Origin of the sequence: uncultured Shimia sp. (genome assembly GCF_947498095.1) — a bacterium.
In the GTDB taxonomy this organism is placed as follows: domain Bacteria; phylum Pseudomonadota; class Alphaproteobacteria; order Rhodobacterales; family Rhodobacteraceae; genus Shimia.
Window position 1 is genome coordinate 214,467 of the sequence record NZ_CANMJE010000001.1, and the last position, 20,398, is coordinate 234,864.

Here is a 20,398-nt window from a genome sequence, read left to right on the forward strand (position 1 = left end):
ATCCAGAGGCAGCAGTTATGACCAGATTTACACTCCCAGTACTCGTGCTTTCCGTTGTCGCGCTTGGCGCTTGTACGGACCCCGCCTATGTGACGGGCGATGCGGAAACGCGCGATGAATACAAAAACACCAAAACTGGCGCCGTCGTTGGCGGTTTGCTGGGTGCAGGCATAGGCAAAGCCACAGGCGGCAGTGCTTTGGCCGGGGCTGCCGTGGGTGCGGGTGTCGGCGCAATTATCGGCAATGATCTGGACAAACAGGCTGCTGAGTTGCGAGACGACATCGACAACGAAGATGTCACCATCGAAAACACTGGCGACAAGCTGATCGTGACCTTGCCCCAAGACATCACATTTGCCTCGGACAGCTACGCGGTCCGTCCCGGATTGGTTGATGATTTGGGGGCTGTGGCAAACAGCCTGAAGAAATATCCGAATTCTGTTGTGCAGGTGATCGGCCACACAGACAGCTCTGGGTCGGCTGAGCATAACCAAACTCTCTCGGAAGATCGCGCCAACGCTGTTGCAGACAAACTGATGGATGCGGGCGTCGCGTTTGAGCGGATTGAGACCGTCGGCAGGGGCGAAGACCAACCTGTCGCGTCAAATCTGACCGAAGAGGGGAAAGCACAGAACCGCCGCGTGGAAATTGTCATCCTGCCAAACGGCTGACCCGCGACCCCTTTTGAGTCAAACCCGCAACGCCGCGCAGCCCCTGTGCGGCGCTTGTCATTGTAACGAGCTCTAAAGCCCATAGCTTGGACTCGAGACAAAGGAGTATGCCATGACATCATTCACTCTTCTCGGTTTGTCCGGGTCACTCCGGCAAGGGTCAGCAAATCGCAAATTGTTGCTAGAGGCGGCGCGGCTTTCGTGTGCGACCTATACCGAGGCTGACCTGCACCTGCCGCTATACGACAACGATGTTGAAAATGCGCAGGGCTTGCCAGATGCGGTTGAACGGCTGGTTCGACAGATTGATGAGGCCGATGCGGTCGCAATCTCGACCCCAGAGTACAATTCAGGCATTTCCGGCGTTCTCAAGAATGCGCTCGACTGGATCAGCCGATCCTCAGAAAAACCCTGGGCCGGCAAACCGGTGATCCTCACATCGGCTGCCGCGGGTCGTGCAGGCGGGGTGCGGGCACTGACCATGTTGCGGTCGTGCATGGTGCCTTTTCGTGCCAAGGTTATCGCAGGGCCGGAACTCGCCGTGGCCGACTGCAACAACCAGTTCAGCGAAGATGGCCGCCTGGCACCGCGCTACGAGACGTCGCTGAAAGATCTAGTGACAGCCCTGAAGCAAGAGGCCGGTTCTTAAACCCGGTTGCTAATCTCCAACAGGTTTCCATCCGGATCACGCAGGTAAATCGACAGGATGGGACCTGTTGCGCCAGTGCGGTGAACCGGCCCTTCCTCGACCGCAACACCCTTGGCGGCAAGATGATTTTGCCAGTCTTCTATCGGGGCATCGCTGAGAAAACACAAATCAGCCGAGCCTGGCATCACGCTGCCGGCCTTGGGCTCAAATTCAGCCCCTGACGCATGCAGGTTGATCTTTTGTCCACCAAAGTTCAACGCCCAGCGCGTACTGCCATCTGCGGGCGTAAATCGATCGGCCGTCATGCCGAGTATGCCAACATAAAACCCGATGGAAACCTCAACATCAGCCACAGTCAGAACGAGATGGTCCAGCGATGTCACATGGGGTGTCATGGGGCTTGCTCCTGTCAGGACGTGGGAATAGCGTCACCACATGCAGAATGACCTGTCTCAAGCTCACAGTCAAAGCGACGTCATGGACCCGGCGCGCGCCGCGGCCTGTCTCACGACGCTGGACTTGCCCGCCGACATCGCTCCGGGTGACGCACTTCCGCCGTTCTTTCACTATCTCTATTTCTGGGATGCGCAGCCACCGGGACAACTCGGCCGCGACGGACATCCCAAGGTCGGCGGGCTGATCCCTGATATGGGCTTGCCCCGGCGCATGTGGGCGGGTGGTCAACTTGAGTTTCACGCCCCCTTGCGCGCCGGGATCATGGCAACAAGGACGACAACCGTCGCTTCAGCTCAGCAAAAGGAAGGGCGCACGGGGCCATTGGGCTTTGTAAAACTGCACCACGACATCTCGCAAAATGGCGTAACTTGCGTGACCGAATTTCAGGATCTAGTGTACCGCGAGGATCCCGCCCCGGATGCCCCAAAACCGATGCCCCCAGTGGCCCGCACAGACGAGATACACAGCGAGACCGCGCATTTCGACACGACCAAGCTGTTCCGTTACTCGGCGCTCACTTTCAACGGGCATCGCATTCACTATGATCTCGATTACTCAAAATCCGTTGAGGGGTATGATGGTCTGGTTTTGCATGGACCACTGCTGGCGCAGTTGTTGATGTTGATGGCCGAACAACAGTTAGGAGGGTTAAAGCGGTTTTCTTTTCGTGCCACGGCACCGCTCATGCATTTTGAAGAGGCGGTCCTGTGTTGGGGAGGTGACGGCACTTGCTGGGTGCGTGGTCCGGATGGTCGGCAAAACATGATAGCCGAAGCTGGTTAACCCCAGTTTTCGTATTGCCAAAAATACTCCCGCCGGAGGCATCCCACCTTACAGGCTCTGATACGGCCTGAACCTCTCGGGAATGTTGTCCTGCCCTTCAAGCACCAAATCCGCCAACACCTCTCCAGCCTTTGGCGCCATGCCAAACCCGATTTTGAATCCACCGTTGGCAACATAGTCCCCTTCGCGGGTTGGATGCAGGCCAAGCATCGGCGCACGGCTCTTTGCGCGGGGACGCAGCCCGGCCCAACGTTCAACGATGGGCGCAGCGGCCAGCATCGGAAACACGGAACAGGCGCGCTGGATCAGATCTTCGAGCTGCTCATCCGTCCGGTCGGGCGAGGCATACTCGCGTTCGGAGGTGGACCCAACTGCGACGGTGCCATCGGCATGTGGCACAACCAGAACATCACCGGCGGACGTGATCGGCGCACCCCGCGCATCCAGCCCCAGAATTGCGGCCTGTCCTTTGACACCGTTGCCGACTTGTTTGCCAAGGGCCTTGCTGATCTCTTGCAGGTCCGAGACTCCGGTGGCCCAGACGGTCTTGCCTTCCCGCTGTGAGGCTTCCCCAATCAAGATCTCGCCCCCCTTGGCCCGGATCGCACTGGCTAATGCGTTACAGGCCTGACGGGGATGAATTCGGGCGCTGAGTGTCTCATGAATCACCAAGCCTGTTGCCGTTGCAGGACACCAGTCTCCAGCCTCGACTGCATTGATGACCTGCCAATCAGCCTGTCCGCGCCAATGCACTGTGGCAGTGTCTGCGCGGTCACGCGCGAGACCCAACGCACGATCGGTATCGATAGGCTGCAGACGACCAACCCTGTCATAGCCGCTGCCAAAACCCGACACGCTCTCAATCTCTCGCCAAAAGGCTTCTGCGCCAATCAGGCTTTGGAATTGAAACTCTTTGATGTCGTTCCAACGTTCTGGCGCGTGGGGGGCGAGCATACCGACAACACCACCGCTGCAGCCCGCCGCAACGCCGGTACGGTCGATAACCCGGACGGTTGCACCGCGTTTGGTGCAGGCCCAGGCCGTTGCAAGGCCAAAGATCCCGGCCCCGATAACCGTCACATCGACCATTGCCAAATCACCTGCCTTGCCTCAAAGCTCGTTCCGTTCAGTTCTAAGGCATCCAACCATGAGCGACCAGCAGGCAAATCTGGAGTGGCGCGACGGCGCGGTCCCGGTCTCAACCCGGTTTGATGACCCGTATTTCAGCCTCGAAAACGGGTTGGCCGAGACACGTCATGTCTTTTTGCAAGGCAATGACTTGCCAGCAAGGTTTGTCCCGGGTTTTCACATTGGCGAACTTGGCTTTGGCACCGGGCTCAACCTGTTGACCACATGGGCGGCATGGGACACCGCAGGCATGACGACTCCGCTGCAGTTCACCAGTTTTGAAGCCTTTCCGATGACCGCACCTGACATGGCTCGCGCACTGGAGGTCTTTCCCGAACTGGCAGGCTACGCCGAACGACTGGTTGCTGCGTGGGCAGAGGACACATCACTCAGCACGCTGGAGGGCGTGACAGCGCGGGTCGTCACCGGGGATGCGCGACAGACACTTGCTGGGGAAAAGTTCATTGTCGACGCTTGGTTTTTGGATGGATTTTCTCCTGCCAAAAATCCCGAGTTGTGGGGCGCCGATCTTATGACGCAAGTCGGTGCACATACGAAAGCGGGCGGTACGGCGGCGACTTACACGGCTGCGGGATTTGTGCGCCGCAATCTCACAGACGCCGGTTTTGAAGTCACACGCGTTCCCGGGTTTGGCCGCAAACGCCACATGACAATCGCCAGGAAATTGGCATGAGCGGCAGCAACAATCGCCTTGGCATCCTGTTGATGATCGCGACGACGTTTGTGTTCGCGATGCAGGACGGTATCTCGCGCCACCTGGCGTCAGAGTACAACGTCTATCTGGTCGTGATGATCCGGTATTGGTTCTTTGCCGCCTTTGTCATTGCCCTCTCGGCGCGGCGAACCGGCGGATTGCGCAAGGCCATCAACACCAAGCATCCTGTCCTACAGTGTATTCGCGGTGCTCTTTTGGCGCTCGAGATTGTTGTCACGGTCGTTGCGTTCACCATCCTTGGTCTGACCGAGACCCATGCGATCTTTATCTGCTACCCCTTGATCATCGCGGCCCTGTCTGGCCCTGTTCTGGGCGAGGCTGTGGGCTGGCGGCGTTGGAGTGCGATTGGGATCGGCATGATCGGCGTGCTGATTATTCTTCAGCCCGGATATGGCGTATTTTCGCCCGCCGCCATCATTCCTCTGGTCGGGGCTTTGATGTTCGCGGTCTACGGCTTGCTCACACGCTATGTGGCTCGTGCCGACGGATCAGCCGTCAGCTTTTTCTATACAGGCACCGTCGGCATGGTTGTCATGACGGCAATCGGCATTTGGTATTGGGAGCCGATCAGCGGGCAGAACTGGATCTGGATGATCACGCTCTGTTTTACAGGGGTTCTGGGGCATTGGTTACTGATCAAGACCTATGAGTTTGCCGAAGCCAGCGCTGTGCAACCTTTTGCTTATTTGCAACTGCCGTTCGCGGCCTCGCTGGGTATTTTGGCCTTTGGCGAAACCTTGAGGGTGAATGTGGCAATTGGCGCCCTGATAGTCGTCGGGGCAGGGTTGTTCACCCTTTGGCGCGAGCGTGCCACAAAGGGTTAAGAGGGCGCCGCGCGTCCGGCCTTTCTCAGGATCATGCCCAAGAGATAGATCGAGAGAATTGCCGCAAAGAAACACCAGACAGAAATGAACGCATAGGCAAAAAACGCGAACGTCAGGCCCAAGGACACCGCGATCAACAGAGCGAACACTCGGACAGCGTTTCGCGTCGATGAAAACAAGGCGCCCAAAACGATCGCCGCATAGACAACTCGGGTCATCAACCGTGTTATGGGATAATCGTAGAGTTCAGGCGTTTTATAGACCAAAGACCGCTCGGCAATTTCGACAATGGTCCATCCCGGGATCAGGACTGACGGCAGATAGATCAACAGACCATAAAGCACGCCAATCACACTCAGCCATCCCAACCATCGCTTGCGCTTTTGATCAGGCTCGCAGGCCCAAACGGAAATTGGCGCAAGGGCGGGCCAAAAGAAATGCGAGTAGAACAGGAAGCCGCGCGATGAACAGAACAACATGTCCGGATCGCTGTTTTGCATGGCAATCCAGACGAACCCCTCGCAGATTTGCTGCAATCCAAACGCCAACGGGTATAGCGCAAATGGCAGCCACTGCCATCCCGATTGGCGCGCCTTCACCAGCGCCACCACTCCGATTGGAACCAAAACCCCGCCCAGTGCGAAACTTGCTGTCGCTGAAAAGCACATCACGGCCCTCTTTGAGATGTGTATCTGACCTCAGTTAAACACTGTGCTGATCACCGTTCACAAGGCTTTGCGATGTATCCCCTTAGTTGGTGGCCTTGACTGTACTGCCAACGAGTTCCTTGCTGAACGGCACCGGATGCGGATTGCGCCCCATGCGAGCGCGATAAACCGGCAGGCTCTCGGACACACGCATCACGTAGTTGCGGGTCTCGTTGAATGGAATGTGTTCGATCCAGTCGATGATATCCATGCCACCTCGGCGGGGATCACCCCGATCCCGCATCCAACGCTCGGGACGTCCGGGACCAGCATTGTAGCCCGCAGACATCATGATGACATTGCCATTAAACTGATCGGCCAGACCCTCCAGATAGGCGGTTCCAAGCTTGATGTTATAGTCGGGTTTGGATGTCAGCCATTCGTGGCTGTAAACCTCGCCGATGGCGCCAGCCACTTGCCGCGCCGTTCCCGGCATCACCTGCATCAGTCCCCGCGCGCCAGCGCCAGAAACCACCACCGGATCAAATTCGCTTTCACGGCGAGCAATGGCCAGAGCCATTTCTGTTGGTACAGGGTGACGTGATTTCGCCATTGGATGCAGCGGGTAGTACGGCCCAGGCAACACGATGCCACGACGCACCATTTTCTTGCCCAGCATCACCGCGACATGCGGCGCTCCGAGGTCCTGAACCATTGTGCCCATTTGACCCAGCGTTGTGCGATCTTGGGTTTCAGACAGATGCACCCAGAACCGCTCAGCCAGCGATAACTCCCCGGCGTCCAGCAGTAACCTGGCCGCCTGATGTACCGAAGACTGAGTAAACGCTGCGTTACGCCAATCGGGGAAGGCTTCATCGCCGCTCAGAGAGGGATCTGGCGCCATGCCAGCCTTTTCAGCGGCCAAAAGGCCATAAAAACTGGTCTGATGCGCGCCACCTGCAAGATAAGAGTTCTGCGCTTTCGTGCTATCACCCATAGCTTCATAGGCGCGGCCCCGCCAATAGCCCGCACGCCCCAGAGAGATCGGAGTCTCTACAGAGCGTTCAAACCGCAGGAAGTGCTGCGCGGCAACACCGGGCTTGTTCAAAAAGCGCATCGCGATGTAACCCGCAAGCCATTCGCAATCCGAATAAGCATAGCCATCTTCCTGTGACATGCCGTGTTCTGCGGCGATGCGATAGGCGGTTCCATAGTTTCCGGCCCGCATCTGGCTACGCGCCAAAGACCTGCGCCGTTGAGACCAGTTCTTGGCTTGGCCCAAGGTTTGCGCCTCACTGCGTTCCAACAACAATTCTATGGCCGAAGCATCCCGATCCTTGCGCGCGCGCCAGACAAACCTTTCATAAGCAAGCCCAGGATCCGACTGAAGGCTGGCGGGCACGGCCTCGATCAAGGCATCAACACCGTTGACGCGTTGGCGCAACCCGGCCCGAGCCTTGGTCAGCTTTTGCCAGTCGCCGCTTACCAGTGGCATCATGCGGGCGGTGTTACTCTCCCAACCGTTCCATAGAACCATGTCCATGCGCGCGGTGTGGTGCTTTTTCAGCAGCTTGCCATGCACATCCAAAAATTTTTGATGCGTTCGCGGTCCGATCGCCATGGTTTTCCAGGCATTGATCACCAACGCCTCACCAGCGTCCTTGTTACCGCCTTTGATTTTCACATAGGCCTGATCCAATACCCCTTGAGGTGTTTGCGCGTCCCCGAATTCGTAGAACTCAATAACTCTGCCTGCGGGCAGTCCGGAAAACGCATCCTCTGACTGCTTTCGCAGATAGGCCAATCCGGGCCAGTCCGGTCGCCGTTTTAGAAAGGCCAGAACCTCGTCTGCCGAGCCTTCGCCAGCACGCAAGCGATGCCATTCGACAATGTCGCGCGCCACGGGCCCCGATGAGCGGACTTCGGCCGCCGCCTGTCCCCAATTCTTGGCGCGCACATCGTCCATCGCACGCCCAACGGCGGTATCGGACTGCGCTACAGCAACGCATGTCCACAAAAACACTAAAAGAAACCCAATTAAGCCGCGCAACATGTCTTGCATTTTCCAATATGAAACAGGATAGACCCATCCATAAAGGCGCAAAGGCCTGCCGACAATTCACAAACTTGGCAAGCCGCCCTGCAATCGCTAGGGTCCGCGCGACAAAACCAACCGGGCGTCCTGCCCAGCACCGCATAGAAAAGGAGCGTGTCATGTTTAAAGGGTCTATTCCCGCACTCGTCACGCCGTTCACGAACGGCGAGCTGGATTTGGAAACGCTCAAGAAGCTGGTTGAGTGGCATACCGGCGAAGGATCAAACGGGTTTGTGCCCGTTGGCACCACCGGCGAAAGCCCAACGCTGACGCACGAAGAGCATGATGCCGTTGTCGATACGGTTGTGCGCGCCGCTGCAGGCCGCGTTCCCGTGATCGCGGGCGCTGGCTCTAACAACACATTGGAATCCATGCGTCTGGCACAGGCTGCTGAGAAATCTGGCGCCGACGCCGCGCTTGTGGTCACGCCGTACTATAACAAGCCCACTCAGAGGGGCCTTGTGGCGCATTTCACCGCGATCCATGATTGCTGCAACCTACCCATAATCATCTACAATATCCCCGGTCGGTCGATCGTGGACATGAGCCCTCAAACGATGGGCGAACTGGCCAAACTTCCGCGTATCACGGGCGTAAAAGACGCCACCGGTGATCTGAGCCGTGTGCCGCAGCAACGCATCACTTGCGGGACCGACTTTGTTCAGCTTTCGGGCGAAGACGCGACGGCACTGGGGTTCAACGCTCATGGCGGTGTTGGCTGTATCTCGGTCACAGCGAACGTCGCCCCCAAACTGTGTGCCGAATTCCAGGCGGCGACTCTGGCCGGAGACTACGCATTGGCTCTGGAGTATCAGGACAAGCTGATGCCGTTGCATATGGCGATCTTTGCCGAGCCGGGTCTTGTGGGCGCGAAATACGCCATGTCGAAGCTTGGCCTGTGCAACGAAGAGGTCCGCCTGCCGCTGGTTGGCCTGAGCGACGGCGTCAAAGCCCAGGTCGATGCTGCCATGTCACATGCCAGTCTGGTCTGAGAGCAGACTTAAAAGATGAATTGAAAGGCTCGCACTACGCGGGCCTTTTTCTTTTGCCTGAATGTAGATTTGACCCTAGATGTATCAGGCACGCCAACCCGAGGACCTTATGCAGCCGAAACCCTTTCACATCATGGCCAAGCCCATGGGACCACGCTGCAACATTGCCTGCGAATACTGCTATTACCTTGAAAAGGAAAAGCAATTCCCTCAGGAAAAAAAGTTCAAAATGGCCGACGACGTGCTGGAAACCTACATCCGGCAGCTGATCGAGGCCTCGCTTGAGGGCGGCATGGCCGAGGTTCCCTTTGCCTGGCAGGGTGGTGAGCCGACCATGCTCGGTGTCGACCATTTTCGCAAGATCGTGGCCCTTCAAGAAAAACACACGCCCAAGGGCGTGAAGGTCACCAATGCCTTTCAGACCAACGGCATTTTGCTGGATGATGACTGGGGCACGTTCCTGAAAGAGAACAACTTTCTGGTCGGGATCAGCATTGATGGGCCTAAAAAGGTGCACGATCGCTATCGTGTGGACCGGCAACAGCGACCCACGTTTGACTCCGTGATGCGCGGGCTTGACGTGCTGCAACGTCACGAGGTTGAGCACAATGCTTTGACTGTGGTGAACCGGGGCAATGGTGGCAAAGGCAAAGAAGTCTACAAGTTTATTAAAAGCTTAGGGATCGACTTTATCCAATTCATCCCGATTGCCGAGCGCAACGCTGCGTCGGGTGACGGGCTGGCTGCCGCGCCGCAGGTCGATATGGACCCCGGCAACACAGTGACCAAATGGAGCGTCAGCCCACGCGCCTATGGCAAGTTTCTCTGCGACGTCTTTGACACCTGGTGGAACAACGATATCGGCAAGATTTACGTTCAATACTTTGATGTCCAGCTGGGCCTGTGGATGGGCATGCCCAGCACGCTATGCGTCTATGCAGAAACCTGTGGCAATGGGCTGGCGGTGGAGCATGACGGTAGTTTATTTGCCTGCGATCACTTCGTGTACCCCGAGTATCGCCTTGGAAATATTACAGAAAAACCAGTGCGCGAGATGGTCTGGACAGATCGGATGGACGAGTTTGGTCAGGCCAAAAAGACCGATCTCACCAAGCAATGTCAGTCCTGTTCGTTCCGGTTTGCCTGTAATGGTGGCTGCCCTAAACAACGTTTTGCCACCTCAAAGGATGGCGAGGCAGGACACAATTACTTCTGCGAAAGCTATACGATGTTTTTTCGCCATGCCGGCGAGCGCATGCAACGCATGGTGCGCACGATTCAGGCCGGGCGACCTGCAGCAGACGCCGCCCGTTAGTTTTCGGCGTCTCGCCGCTCCGCGCGGCGCGCGAGCTTAGCCGCAAGGTTGGGACCTACCCCGGGGCGAGACCACGGACAGACCGCGATGCAGATCGCGCAACCATGGGTCTGATTGAAGAAGGGCAAACATTTGTCAAAGTTGACGTACCACTTTGATTCCCCCCTAACAGTTTGTTTTTCATGAAATATTGCCTCTGGCGGGCAGGCGTCTTCGCAAATCTTACAGCTTGCACAGAAGCCATCAATGCCCGCATCCACGGCTGGGGTCGGAGCAAAAGGGGCGTTGGTGAGGACGGCGGAGAGGCGGAAGGAGGAGCCATAAGTGGGGTTGATGATGGACCCGTGTTTGCCGAGTTCGCCAAATCCAGCCGCCAGGGCGGCAGGGATCATCAGAAGCGCACCAGACATTGGGCCGGTGATGGGCTCGGCCTCCCAGCCCTGCTCGCGCAGCCATCCTGCCACTGTCTTGGCCGCCGCTGCCGCGCGGCCATATTGCTCCATGACTTCCAGACCCGCGGCCTTGTCAGGCGCTTGCGATATTTCGCCGTAATCGTGCACCACCCCCAGGATGATGACGCGGGATTGCGTGACGTTGTGGCCCTCCATGATCCAATCTTCGCACATCTCGGCGACACCGGTGAGTTCGCAATCTCCTGATTCAATGAATTGATTCAGAGAGTTGGTCCATACGTCGGGGGAGTTTTGAACCGCGTCTGACGCGATCTCGGGCAGGGGTGCATCTAGCGTTTTCTGACGCTTGGCGCGGGCTAAGGCGAACTCAGGGGCTTTATCGCTTTGGCCATAAAAGTAGAGCTGAAGCTGTCCATGCGGAATATCAAAAGGGTTTGGTGCCCAGTATATCATGCGGGCGCGCCGGGGTGTTTCCTCACCCAATCCGTTAACGTCATTCCCCGATACATCTGGAAACACAGCCATCTGTTCGGGGTCAGGTGTGAAGGGGCGGTGGGGGTTTTCTCGGGCCATACCTTTAGAGTAGCGGCCCGAGACAAGCTGGCAAGACATTCCTAGGAAGGCCGCCTCTCAGCAAAGAACCAACCGTTTCGTACAATCTTGCCTAAAGAAAGATGAACGACTTTAGGCGCTCATCGCGGCGGTCAGGGCTGTGTCCATCAGCGATTTGATGTCGTCCTTTGACGTGCCAGCCACAATGCGGCCCAACTCATCCTCACCTTTGAGAACAACAAGGGTCGAGCGGCGTGGAATGTTAAGGAACATGGCAAGGTCGGACTTGGCGTGTTGATCCCAGTCGACGTTCACGAAGACAATGTTCTTTTCATAGTCCGGGTTCTCGGATTTTAGGGCATTGATGACCCGTTCCTGTGCCGCGCAGGTGCCGCACCAGCTGGCCTTGAAATCAAGGAACACGGTGTCACCGGCGTCGAGGTGTTTCTGGACCAGGCCGGGTTCATACTCGGCTGCGGCAATCGCCAAACCCGGAAGTGCAACAGCAGCGGCGGTGGAAAGAAGGATAAAGTCACGACGGTTCATTTTGGTATCTCCTGTTTAGACGGATACGGATAGATCAAGCAGCCATGCAGGCATGATGGAAATCAGCCAGGCTTCGATGATGTGGTGAATGTTGAAGAAAAGCATGAGACCCACGGCGACAAAGACGACCCCCATCACGGGGCGTGCGGCCACAGCAATACGGCGCATCAGCGCCTGACGCTGCATCAGCGCCGAGCGTGCACCATAGCCCAGAACGAGGATGATTGTCGAAACGCCAAGCGCAAAGAACACCATGATCGCGGCGGCCCAACCAAGGCTTTGACCCTGACTGGCCAGCGAAATAGCGCCCCCAAGGGTGGGGCCGACGCAGGGGCTCCAGACTGCGCCCAAAAGCATCCCGCCAAGAAACTGACCGCGCAGCGTGTTGCGGTTGACATTATCAAGCCCCGCGTCGGCGCTGGCCGCAACTCCGGCGGTGGCAGTTGAGAATGCCGCCGAGAAACGCGGCACCAACAGGATCAGGCCAAAGCCAATCATCAACACGGCGCCTGCGCGGGCGATGTCTTGTTCGTTGAGACCCACGGCATAGCCAAAAGTGGTCACAGCCATGCCGAGGAACACAAATGAAAGGCTCATGCCGGCGGCCAGCACCAAAGGTCCATGGCGGCTGGCCTGCAACGCAGTGGCCAGAACAACGGGCAGCACCGGCAAAACGCAGGGGTTAATCAGGGTCAGAAGCCCCGCGAGATAGGCAAAGACGAGTTCCATGCCCCATATCTGCCGTGTCTGGCATGTGTTGTCAGCCCTTTGACGGCTGACAGACGATCACTTGGGCGTGTGGGATTGTTTCGAAAGCTGAACAGCGAGGATACCGGCGGCGATGATCACAACTCCGACAACGTCCATCACGCGCAGGGATTCCCCCAAAACAACCGCCGCAACGGCGACGCCAAAGAACGGGTTCAGGAAGTGGAACGTTGCGGCTTTGACCGCGCCGATACGGGCGACCAGCGCGAACCAGATCCATGTCGCCAAAAGGCCAGGCGCAAAGATCGTATAGGTCAGCGCAGTCAACATCTTGGCGTTCCAGTTGAACGTCCAAGTCTCAAAGATCAGCGAGGCCACGAACAGCACGGCCGCACCGACAAACATCTGCAGGCCAACAATCATCATCATATTGCCGCCCGATGACGCGCCACGCACCATCAACGTGGCAATGGCCAAGGCAATGGCGGCAATGACACAATAGACAAGACCAATCGGATCAATCCCTGTGCCCATGCGCGCGCCCATGATCATCAACACGCCGCCAAATCCCAGCGCCAGGCCAAAAGCCGCCAGCGGGCGCAGGCGTTCGCGCAGCACGGCCCAACCTATAAAGGCCACAATCAGCGGCATGGTCGATGCAACGATTGATGCGAGCGACGCTTCGATTGTGGTCATGGCGAGGAAGTTGAGTCCGAGGTAGAGCGCGTTCTGACAGAGGCCAAAGATCAACGTGGCCCGCCATTGGTCGCGGGTCAGGTGCCATGTCTGGCCCAGGGCGCGGGCAATAATGACCCCGATGATCCCGGCAATGGTGAAGCGGATGGCAGAGATGGCAAAAGGTGGTGCATCCGCCACGATGATCCGCGCCGAGGTAAAGGCAGAGGACCAGATGAAGGCAAACAAGAGCCCCATCCCAATTGCGCGGAAATCCATTACCTGCCTCACATGTTAAGTTTCGGGGGATGTAAGCCGATTCCGCGGGTATCTGCAACGCGCATGTCGCGAATATACTTGCGGTGTGTGACAAGCGCAGGCAAGCCAGAAGCATGAGAGCAGATGGTTTCCTTCGCGCCAATGCACCGTTTCTGGCGGCAGGCGCTTTGATGACGTTCATGTCCAGTTACGGGCAGACGTTTTTCATCTCGATCTTTGCCGGGGAAATTCGCGCGGAATTCGGCCTGAGCCACGGGGAATGGGGCGGCATCTATATGATCGGCACCACGGCGTCGGCGGTGGTGATGATCTGGGCCGGCGTTCTGACCGATCATTTCCGGGTGCGGGTGCTGGGGCCGGTGATCCTGTTTGGATTGGCCTGTGCGTGCTTGGCGATGGCGACGAACCGCTGGGCCTGGGCCTTGCCCTTTGTGATCTTTGCCTTGCGGTTCTTTGGCCAAGGCATGAGTACGCATATCGCCGTTGTTGCCATGGCGCGCTGGTTCGTGGCCACGCGGGGGCGGGCCTTGTCCGTGGCCTCGCTGGGGTATGCCTTTGGCGAGGCGATCCTACCACTGCTGTTTGTTGCCCTGATGGCCGTTGTTGATTGGCGCTATCTCTGGGTGGCGGCTGCGGGGGTGTGCCTGTTGGGCATTCCGGTGCTGGCGAGTCTTTTGGGCAAAGAGCGCACGCCGGGCAAGTTTGCCGAAAGCGAGAGCAGCCTTGGCATGAGCGGCAAGCACTGGACGCGGGCCGACGCCCTGCGCCATCCGCTGTTCTGGGTCATGGTACCATCCATCCTGGGCATGTCCGCCTTTGGCACAGCGTTTTTCTTTCACCAAGTGCACTACGCGGCGCTGAAGGGGATGAGTCACGTACAATTGGTGGCGTTCTTTCCATTGTTCACGGCGATGTCGATCGGGTCGATGGTGGCGACGGGCTGGGCGCTGGACAAGCTGGGCACTGCACGGCTGATCCCGTTCTACCTCGCGCCAGTTGCGATGGGCTTCCTGATTTTTGCGATGACAGGCGGGCCGGTCGGGCTATTTTTTGGATTGTTCTTTTTTGCCCTTTCAGCGGGGGCCAATGCGACCCTGCCCAACGCATTCTGGGCCGAGTTTTATGGCACAGCCAACATCGGCGCCATCAAGGCCTTGGCCGCGGCCGTAATGGTGCTGGGGTCAGCCATCGGTCCAGGGCTGACCGGCGTGCTGATTGACATCGGCATTGATCTGGGACCGCAATATATCGGCGTGGCAATATACTTTGTGGCGAGCACGCTGTTGTTGCGATGGGGCGTGACACGGGCCGCGAAAACTCTGCCTCAGGAGGCGATGTGATGCAGATCACGGGACAGATTACATGGGTCTATACGAATGACCTTGAGGCGTCGGTCGTGTTTTACCGCGATGTGCTGGGATTGCCTGTCTGGCGTGATGCCGGGGCGGCGGTGATTTTTGAGCCCCTGCCCGGTGCTCGGATCGGCGTGTGCACCGCGTTTGACGGGCGCGTGGTCGAGCCCAAGGGCAGCATGATCACGCTGCTGAGCGAGGATGTGGATGGCTGGTATGATCGCTTGATTGCGGCCGGTGCAAGGCTCAAGGGACCGCCGGAAACGCTGGAACAGTTCGGGATTTACAGTTTATTCTGCGAGGACCCCAATGGCTATCTGGTTGAAATACAAACGTTTCTCTAAATAGCTCTGTCATTCTTCATTTTTTTAGTCACAGATCGCCCGTCGCCCCTGTCTAATAAGTATCAGGAGGCCAAAGGGAGCCATCATCAATGCAGGTTACAGCGGAACTCATAGAACAGGCGCGTTCTGGCGACGCGCGGGCGCTCGAAGCCTTGGCGCGGCATGCGCAGACACGGGTATACCCACTGGCCGTGCGCATGCTGGGCGATCCGGACCCGGCGCAGGACGCAACACAGGAAATCCTTATACGTGTGGTAACTAAACTGTCGTCGTTTCGCGGGGAAAGCCGGTTTGACACGTGGGTGTACCGGGTGGCGACGAATTACCTGCTGACCGCAAAAAAGGTGCGGGCGCGTGATCCGCGGCTGACGTTTGACGTCTTTGGCGCTGATCTTGAAACCGGGCTGGTCGATGACTTGCAGGCTTCGGCAGAAGACCACGTGATGCTGAACGAACTACGGATCCGCTGCACGATGGCGATGCTTTTGTGTCTGGATCGCGATCACCGGGTGGCCTACGTGCTGGGCGAGATCATGGAGATGTCGCAGAGCGAGGCGACAGCGGTGTTGGATGTGTCCCCTGACACCTATCGCAAACGCCTGAGCCGAGCGCGGGCGGATGTGCAGGCGTTCACCGCGCGGTCCTGCGGGCTGGCAGCAAAAGACGCCGCCTGTCGCTGTTCGCGGCGATTGCCCACCGCGATGGCGATGGGGCGGGTGCCTGCCGAACCTTCGGCGCATTTCGCGGATGCCCCAACTTATGGCGAGGTCCGTGTACAAGCCGCCCAAACCGAGGCCCGGCTGGTTGCGGCCAAGCTGCAACGGGCAACGGGGCCGCTGATGTCCACAGAAGATATTGCAAGACACGTCATGCGGCTTGTCGATCCGCCGGGCTGACCCCGGCACAACACCCAATCCCAAGCAAACGGAGACCAACATGAGACACGCAATTGCGTGGGTGATGACCTGCGCCTTTTTCACAAATCCAACCATCGCAACAGGAGAAACCATGACCCAAGACCAACAGAACGTTCTAACCGCCGTAGAGACGATGACTTTGGCCTTTCAGGCGGGAGATATTGACGCCGTAATGCAAACCTATGAACCCGGTGCCACAGTGGTGTTCGAGCCGGGGTCACCGGTTCAGGACGGTGACCAGCTGCGGGCGATGTTCACGGCGATGGCAGAGGTCAATCCTGTTTTCACCTACACCGGGCACGAGGTGTTCGTCGCCGGGGACACCGCAATTCACATCGCGCCGTGGTCGATGACGGGTCAGGCCCCGGATGGGCAGGCCATCGCGCAGTCCGGCCTGTCAGTCGCGGTCTTGCGCAGGCAGGCGGATGGCGCGTGGAAGATGGTGATTGATGACCCGCATGGCGCGCATCTGATGGCGGGCCAGAACTGAGCTCACCAGGCACAAACCAAAAAGGGCCGCCCAAAGGCGACCCTTTTCGTAACTGATAAGCGAATGCTTAGCCGTTGACGCTGTCTTTCAGAGCCTTCGCGATGGTCATTTTGACCACCTTGTCGGCGTCTTTCTTGATTTGCTCACCGGTGGCCGGGTTGCGAACCATGCGCTCGGGGCGTTCACGGCAGTAGATTTTGCCAACGCCCGGCAGGGTCACTGCGCCACCACCCGACACTTCGCGGGTGATCAGAGCGCAAACGGCTTCCAATGCGGCAGCAGCGGATTTCTTGTCGGTGCCCATATCTTCGGCCAGTGCGGCAACGAGTTGGGTCTTGGTCATCGGTTTTGCCATTTTCAGGTCTCCTTAGTCTGCCCGATTTGTAGGGCCTCGTGTCGGGCATTTAACGGGATATGGTGGTTGAACACAACGAATAGTGGTTGCCAAACCCCTTTTTTTTGCGGATTTCCACCGATTTTTTGACCATTTGGGCCAAATATCGCGACTGACTCTAAGGAAACTACAGGAAAGCAGTCTCATCGAAGCTGCGTAGTTTACGTGAATGTAAGCGCTCCAGAGGCATTTCTCGCAGGGCCTCCATCGCTCTTATGCCGATCATAAGGTGGCGTGCAACCTGTGTTTGATAGAAATCCGATGCCATGCCCGGCAGCTTCAATTCGCCATGCAGCGGTTTGTCGGACACACACAAAAGCGTGCCGTAGGGAACGCGGAATCGAAAGCCGTTTGCGGCAATCGTGGCGCTTTCCATATCCAGTGCGATGGCGCGGGATTGTGACAGGCGCTGGACGGGGCCGGATTGGTCCCGCAGTTCCCAGTTGCGGTTGTCGATGGTGGCGACCGTGCCCGTCCGCATCACGCGTTTCAGATCATAGCCTTTGAGATCGGTGACGTCGGCCACCGCCTGCTCCAGTGCGATCTGTACTTCGGCCAAGGCCGGGATCGGCACCCAGACCGGCAGGTCATCATCCAACACGTGATCTTCGCGCAGGTAAGCATGCGCCAGTACAAAATCACCGAGCGATTGCGAGTTTCTGAGACCTGCACAATGGCCAACCATGACCCAGGCATGCGGGCGCAAGACAGCGATATGGTCGGTCGCGGTTTTGGCATTCGAGGGGCCGACGCCGATGTTCACAAGCGTGATGCCGGACCCATCCGCCCGTTTCAGATGATAGGTCGGCATTTGCGGCTGTTTGGTAACCGGCGGAATGGGCGTGTCGCCATCGGTGATCTCAACATTGCCGGTGCTGACGAATGACGTGTAGCCACTGGCCGGATCATTCAGCTGCGCGCGAGCAAAGGCTTCGAACTCGGAGACATAGAACTGATAGTTGGTGAACAAAACATGGTTCTGGAAATGCTCAGCGTCGGTCGCAGTATAGTGGCTGAGACGTGCTAGTGAGTAATCAACGCGCTGGGCGGTAAACGGCGCCAGTGGCGCGCTGTCATCTTCTGAAACAAAAGTGCCATTGACGATGTCGTCATTGGTGGTCGACAGAACTGGCACGTCAAACACATCGCGCAAGGTGAACGCAGTAGCGCCTTCCTGCGGGACGGTCAGATTGGTCTCACCCGACACCGCGAAATGCACCGGAATCGGGGTGGTCGAAGGCCCGATGATGACCGGCGCGTTGTGGTTGCACACCAGGAGGTCGATCTGTTGCTCAAGGTAATTGCGAAACAGGTCCGGCCGCGTGATGGTGGCGACGTGGGTGCCAGGTTCGGACACATGGCCAAAGCTGAGGCGCGAGTCGACCTGGGCAAAGCTGGTCGTTGTTATGCGGATCTCAGGATAAAACGCGCGGAAGCGTTTTTCCTTGGGACCGGATTCCAGCACCAGTCGAAACTTGTCACACAAAAAGGTGGTTGCGGCCTCGTAAAGTTCTTCGAGCCGATCAACCGCAGCCTTGGGGTCGGTAAAGGCTTCGGCGGCCGGGAGTGTCGGGATGACGACACGGTTGTCTTTTTGTGGGGTCATTCGGCGGGCTCCAAAAGGGCGATACGTTCAAAGCTGCGAACATCGACAATACCAAGGTCGGAAATGCGAAGTTCGGGGATCACGACCAGCGCTAAGAGCGAATGCTGCATATAGGCGTTGTTGAGGGTGCAGCCACAGGCCTCCATCGCGTCAACCATGGCTTGGGCTTTGGCGGCCACGTCCTTGGCCGGGCTGTCTGACATGAGACCCGCGATGGGCAGTTCCACCATGGAAATCTCTTGGCCATCCTTAAAGACGGTCACGCCGCCTCCGGCCTCACCCAATCGGTTTGCAGCCAGCGTCATATCGGCGTGGCTTGTGCCGACGACGATCATGTGGTGGCTGTCATGGGCCACGGTTGAGGCTATGGCCATGTTGCCGGAGTAGCCAAATCCCGAGACAAAGCCATTGGTGACATCACCCGTGGCGCGGTGGCGCTCGACCAGTGCGATGTGGCAGATATCAGTCTCTGTTTCACCCTGAACGATGCCATCCAGAACCGAAAGCCGCGCTTTAAGCGCCTTGGTTGGGGCCTGGTTTTCCACAACGCCAATCACATTCGCAGTGACTTGTGCGGCGCCTGAGGGCGCAGCGATTTCAAAATCGCCAGCTGTTAGGGATTTACCCAGATGCACAGTGTTTCGGGCGTGGTCCGGCCAGTCATAATGCGGGCATTCGACGGTAATCTCTCCATCACGCGCCACGGTCTGACCTCGGGCGATGACGTGTTCGATGGGCATCTCTGTCAGGTCCGACGTCAGGATGATATCGGCACGTCTTCCGGGTGCAATAGAGCCTAACTCACGCTCTAACCCAAAATGCGTTGCGGTGTTGATTGTCGCCATTTGCAGCGCAATCACGGGGTCACAACCGCAGGCAATCGCATGGCGTACAACGCGGTTCATATGGCCGTCATTGACCAGCGTGCCCGAGTGGCAATCGTCGGTACACAGAATAAAGTTGCGTGGGTCGAGGCCCTTTTCCGTCACCGCGGTGATTTGGGTTTCCACGTCATACCAAGCACTGCCCAGCCGCATCATGGACCGCATCCCCTGACGCACGCGAGCGATGGCATCCGCTTCGCAGGTGCCCTCGTGGTCGTCCGCCGGTCCTCCGGCCGCATAAGCATGAAAGGCCGGGCCAAGGTCAGGGCTCGCATAATGCCCGCCCACGGTCTTGCCAGCATTTTGCGTGGCAGCGATTTCGGCCAGCATCTGCTGCGAACCGTTCACCACACCAGGGAAGTTCATCATTTCCCCCAGACCAATAATACCCGGCCATTGCATGGCCTCGGTAACGTCATCCGGGCCAATCTCGTAGCCAGTCGTCTCAAGTCCCGGCGCCGAGGGCGCACAGGATGGCATTTGGGTAAAGATATTGACCGGCTGCATCAACGCCTCGTCATGCATCATGCGCACGCCATCGAGGCCCAGAACGTTGGCAATCTCGTGCGGGTCAGTGAACATTGAGGTTGTGCCATGGGGGATCACCGCACGGGCAAACTCGGCAGGGGTCAGCATGCCGCTTTCAATGTGCATATGTGCATCGCACAGGCCGGGGATCATGAAACGCCCGTTGGCCTCGATGATCTCAGTGTTCTCACCAATGCAATGGCTGGCATCCGGGCCGACGTATGCAATACGGCCCTCAGCAATGGCAATATCTGAGTCGGGCAGGATTTCACGTGTGTGTACATTGACCCATTGGCCCTTGCGGATCACGGTGTCAGCAGGCGCGCGGCCGGCAGCTACAGCGACAAGGCGGGGGGCACATTCGGCCCAGGTTTTGATTGAGGTTCTCTCCATAGCGCACGTTGACATGTGCAA

The 20,398-nt window shown here is 57.9% G+C and carries 22 protein-coding genes; 11 read left to right on the top strand and 11 right to left on the bottom strand.

The genetic code is table 11. The annotated features are described in order from the left end of the window. The first annotated feature begins 17 nt into the window (after nt 1-17). Both Q0932_RS01100 and Q0932_RS01105 read left to right on the top strand, forming a co-directional pair. Entirely contained in the window at nt 18-671 is a 654-nt protein-coding gene (locus tag Q0932_RS01100; protein ID WP_299348721.1) for an OmpA family protein, read from the top strand. A gap of 112 nt (nt 672-783) precedes the next feature. Beyond that, nucleotides 784-1,320: an NADPH-dependent FMN reductase gene (locus tag Q0932_RS01105; protein ID WP_299348723.1), complete on the top strand. Its 537-nt coding sequence runs from the start codon at nt 784-786 to the stop codon at nt 1,318-1,320. On the opposite strand, the gene Q0932_RS01110 is transcribed toward Q0932_RS01105, so the two are convergent. Continuing rightward, entirely contained in the window at nt 1,317-1,715 is a 399-nt protein-coding gene (locus tag Q0932_RS01110) for a VOC family protein (protein WP_299348726.1), read from the bottom strand. The genes Q0932_RS01105 and Q0932_RS01110 overlap by 4 nt on opposite strands. A gap of 40 nt (nt 1,716-1,755) precedes the next feature. Here Q0932_RS01110 and Q0932_RS01115 point away from each other — a divergent pair, with 40 nt between their 5' ends. After that, on the top strand, nt 1,756-2,559 hold the full coding sequence (locus Q0932_RS01115) for a MaoC family dehydratase N-terminal domain-containing protein (RefSeq protein WP_299348729.1): 804 nt from the start codon (nt 1,756-1,758) through the stop codon (nt 2,557-2,559). 48 nt (nt 2,560-2,607) lie between these two features. Here Q0932_RS01115 and Q0932_RS01120 read toward each other — a convergent pair whose 3' ends face one another. Further along, nucleotides 2,608-3,648 (bottom strand): FAD-binding oxidoreductase, encoded by a 1,041-nt coding sequence (locus Q0932_RS01120; RefSeq protein ID WP_299348732.1) that lies wholly within the window; start codon nt 3,646-3,648, stop codon nt 2,608-2,610. A 58-nt stretch (nt 3,649-3,706) separates the two neighbouring features. On the opposite strand from Q0932_RS01120, the gene mnmD reads away from it, so the two are divergent. After that, nucleotides 3,707-4,381 (top strand): tRNA (5-methylaminomethyl-2-thiouridine)(34)-methyltransferase MnmD, encoded by a 675-nt coding sequence (gene mnmD / locus Q0932_RS01125; protein WP_299348735.1) that lies wholly within the window; start codon nt 3,707-3,709, stop codon nt 4,379-4,381. Further along, nucleotides 4,378-5,247 carry a DMT family transporter gene (locus tag Q0932_RS01130; protein ID WP_299348736.1) on the top strand — a complete coding sequence of 290 codons (870 nt, stop codon included), beginning with the start codon at nt 4,378-4,380 and terminating at the stop codon, nt 5,245-5,247. Before mnmD ends, Q0932_RS01130 begins: the two co-directional genes overlap by 4 nt. Here the strand turns inward: Q0932_RS01130 and Q0932_RS01135 are convergent. Continuing rightward, the gene (locus Q0932_RS01135; RefSeq protein WP_299348739.1) at nt 5,244-5,915 is read right to left on the bottom strand and encodes a DUF6629 family protein; all 672 of its coding nucleotides are present in this window, start codon (nt 5,913-5,915) and stop codon (nt 5,244-5,246) included. The genes Q0932_RS01130 and Q0932_RS01135 overlap by 4 nt on opposite strands. An 82-nt stretch (nt 5,916-5,997) precedes the next feature. Beyond that, nucleotides 5,998-7,947, bottom strand: a complete 1,950-nt coding sequence (locus Q0932_RS01140; RefSeq protein ID WP_299348741.1) for a lytic transglycosylase domain-containing protein — start codon at nt 7,945-7,947, stop codon at nt 5,998-6,000. Between the two features lie 161 nt (nt 7,948-8,108). Between Q0932_RS01140 and dapA the strand changes: the two genes are divergently transcribed. Further along, complete coding sequence (gene dapA / locus Q0932_RS01145) at nt 8,109-8,981, top strand: 4-hydroxy-tetrahydrodipicolinate synthase (RefSeq protein ID WP_299348742.1); 873 nt, start codon at nt 8,109-8,111, stop codon at nt 8,979-8,981. A 109-nt stretch (nt 8,982-9,090) separates the two neighbouring features. After that, the gene (locus Q0932_RS01150; RefSeq protein WP_299348745.1) at nt 9,091-10,296 is read left to right on the top strand and encodes an anaerobic sulfatase maturase; all 1,206 of its coding nucleotides are present in this window, start codon (nt 9,091-9,093) and stop codon (nt 10,294-10,296) included. Here Q0932_RS01150 and Q0932_RS01155 read toward each other — a convergent pair. The 4 genes from Q0932_RS01155 to Q0932_RS01170 all read right to left on the bottom strand — a co-directional run bounded on the left by Q0932_RS01155 (nt 10,293) and on the right by Q0932_RS01170 (nt 13,469). Continuing rightward, on the bottom strand, nt 10,293-11,321 hold the full coding sequence (locus Q0932_RS01155) for a 4Fe-4S dicluster domain-containing protein (protein WP_299348748.1): 1,029 nt from the start codon (nt 11,319-11,321) through the stop codon (nt 10,293-10,295). The two genes, Q0932_RS01150 and Q0932_RS01155, sit on opposite strands and share 4 nt — an antisense overlap. Nucleotides 11,322-11,393: 72 nt before the next feature. Further along, nucleotides 11,394-11,807: a thioredoxin family protein gene (locus Q0932_RS01160; RefSeq protein WP_299348751.1), complete on the bottom strand. Its 414-nt coding sequence runs from the start codon at nt 11,805-11,807 to the stop codon at nt 11,394-11,396. A gap of 15 nt (nt 11,808-11,822) precedes the next feature. Then, nucleotides 11,823-12,536 carry a cytochrome c biogenesis CcdA family protein gene (locus tag Q0932_RS01165; RefSeq protein WP_299348753.1) on the bottom strand — a complete coding sequence of 238 codons (714 nt, stop codon included), beginning with the start codon at nt 12,534-12,536 and terminating at the stop codon, nt 11,823-11,825. 57 nt (nt 12,537-12,593) lie between these two features. Continuing rightward, a complete protein-coding gene (locus Q0932_RS01170) occupies nt 12,594-13,469 on the bottom strand; it encodes a DMT family transporter (RefSeq protein ID WP_299348755.1) in 876 nt (291 codons plus the stop codon). A 113-nt stretch (nt 13,470-13,582) separates the two neighbouring features. Between Q0932_RS01170 and Q0932_RS01175 the strand changes: the two genes are divergently transcribed. The 4 genes from Q0932_RS01175 (at nt 13,583) to Q0932_RS01190 (ending at nt 16,572) form a co-directional block, all read left to right on the top strand. Beyond that, nucleotides 13,583-14,809 carry an MFS transporter gene (locus Q0932_RS01175; protein WP_299348758.1) on the top strand — a complete coding sequence of 409 codons (1,227 nt, stop codon included), beginning with the start codon at nt 13,583-13,585 and terminating at the stop codon, nt 14,807-14,809. Further along, complete coding sequence (locus tag Q0932_RS01180; RefSeq protein WP_299348761.1) at nt 14,809-15,165, top strand: VOC family protein; 357 nt, start codon at nt 14,809-14,811, stop codon at nt 15,163-15,165. Before Q0932_RS01175 ends, Q0932_RS01180 begins: the two co-directional genes overlap by 1 nt. 89 nt (nt 15,166-15,254) lie before the next feature. Next, a complete protein-coding gene (locus tag Q0932_RS01185; protein WP_299348764.1) occupies nt 15,255-16,061 on the top strand; it encodes an RNA polymerase sigma factor in 807 nt (268 codons plus the stop codon). Nucleotides 16,062-16,101: 40 nt separating this feature from the next. Further along, entirely contained in the window at nt 16,102-16,572 is a 471-nt protein-coding gene (locus Q0932_RS01190) for a DUF4440 domain-containing protein (RefSeq protein WP_299348767.1), read from the top strand. Nucleotides 16,573-16,639: 67 nt separating this feature from the next. Here Q0932_RS01190 and Q0932_RS01195 read toward each other — a convergent pair whose 3' ends face one another. The 3 genes from Q0932_RS01195 to ade all read right to left on the bottom strand — a co-directional run bounded on the left by Q0932_RS01195 (nt 16,640) and on the right by ade (nt 20,377). Next, on the bottom strand, nt 16,640-16,927 hold the full coding sequence (locus Q0932_RS01195) for an HU family DNA-binding protein (protein WP_299348770.1): 288 nt from the start codon (nt 16,925-16,927) through the stop codon (nt 16,640-16,642). Between the two features lie 166 nt (nt 16,928-17,093). Beyond that, nucleotides 17,094-18,572 carry an AMP nucleosidase gene (locus Q0932_RS01200; RefSeq protein ID WP_299348773.1) on the bottom strand — a complete coding sequence of 493 codons (1,479 nt, stop codon included), beginning with the start codon at nt 18,570-18,572 and terminating at the stop codon, nt 17,094-17,096. Beyond that, a complete protein-coding gene (gene ade, locus Q0932_RS01205) occupies nt 18,569-20,377 on the bottom strand; it encodes an adenine deaminase (protein ID WP_299348776.1) in 1,809 nt (602 codons plus the stop codon). The genes Q0932_RS01200 and ade overlap by 4 nt, the downstream gene beginning before the upstream one ends. Nucleotides 20,378-20,398 lie beyond the last annotated feature (21 nt).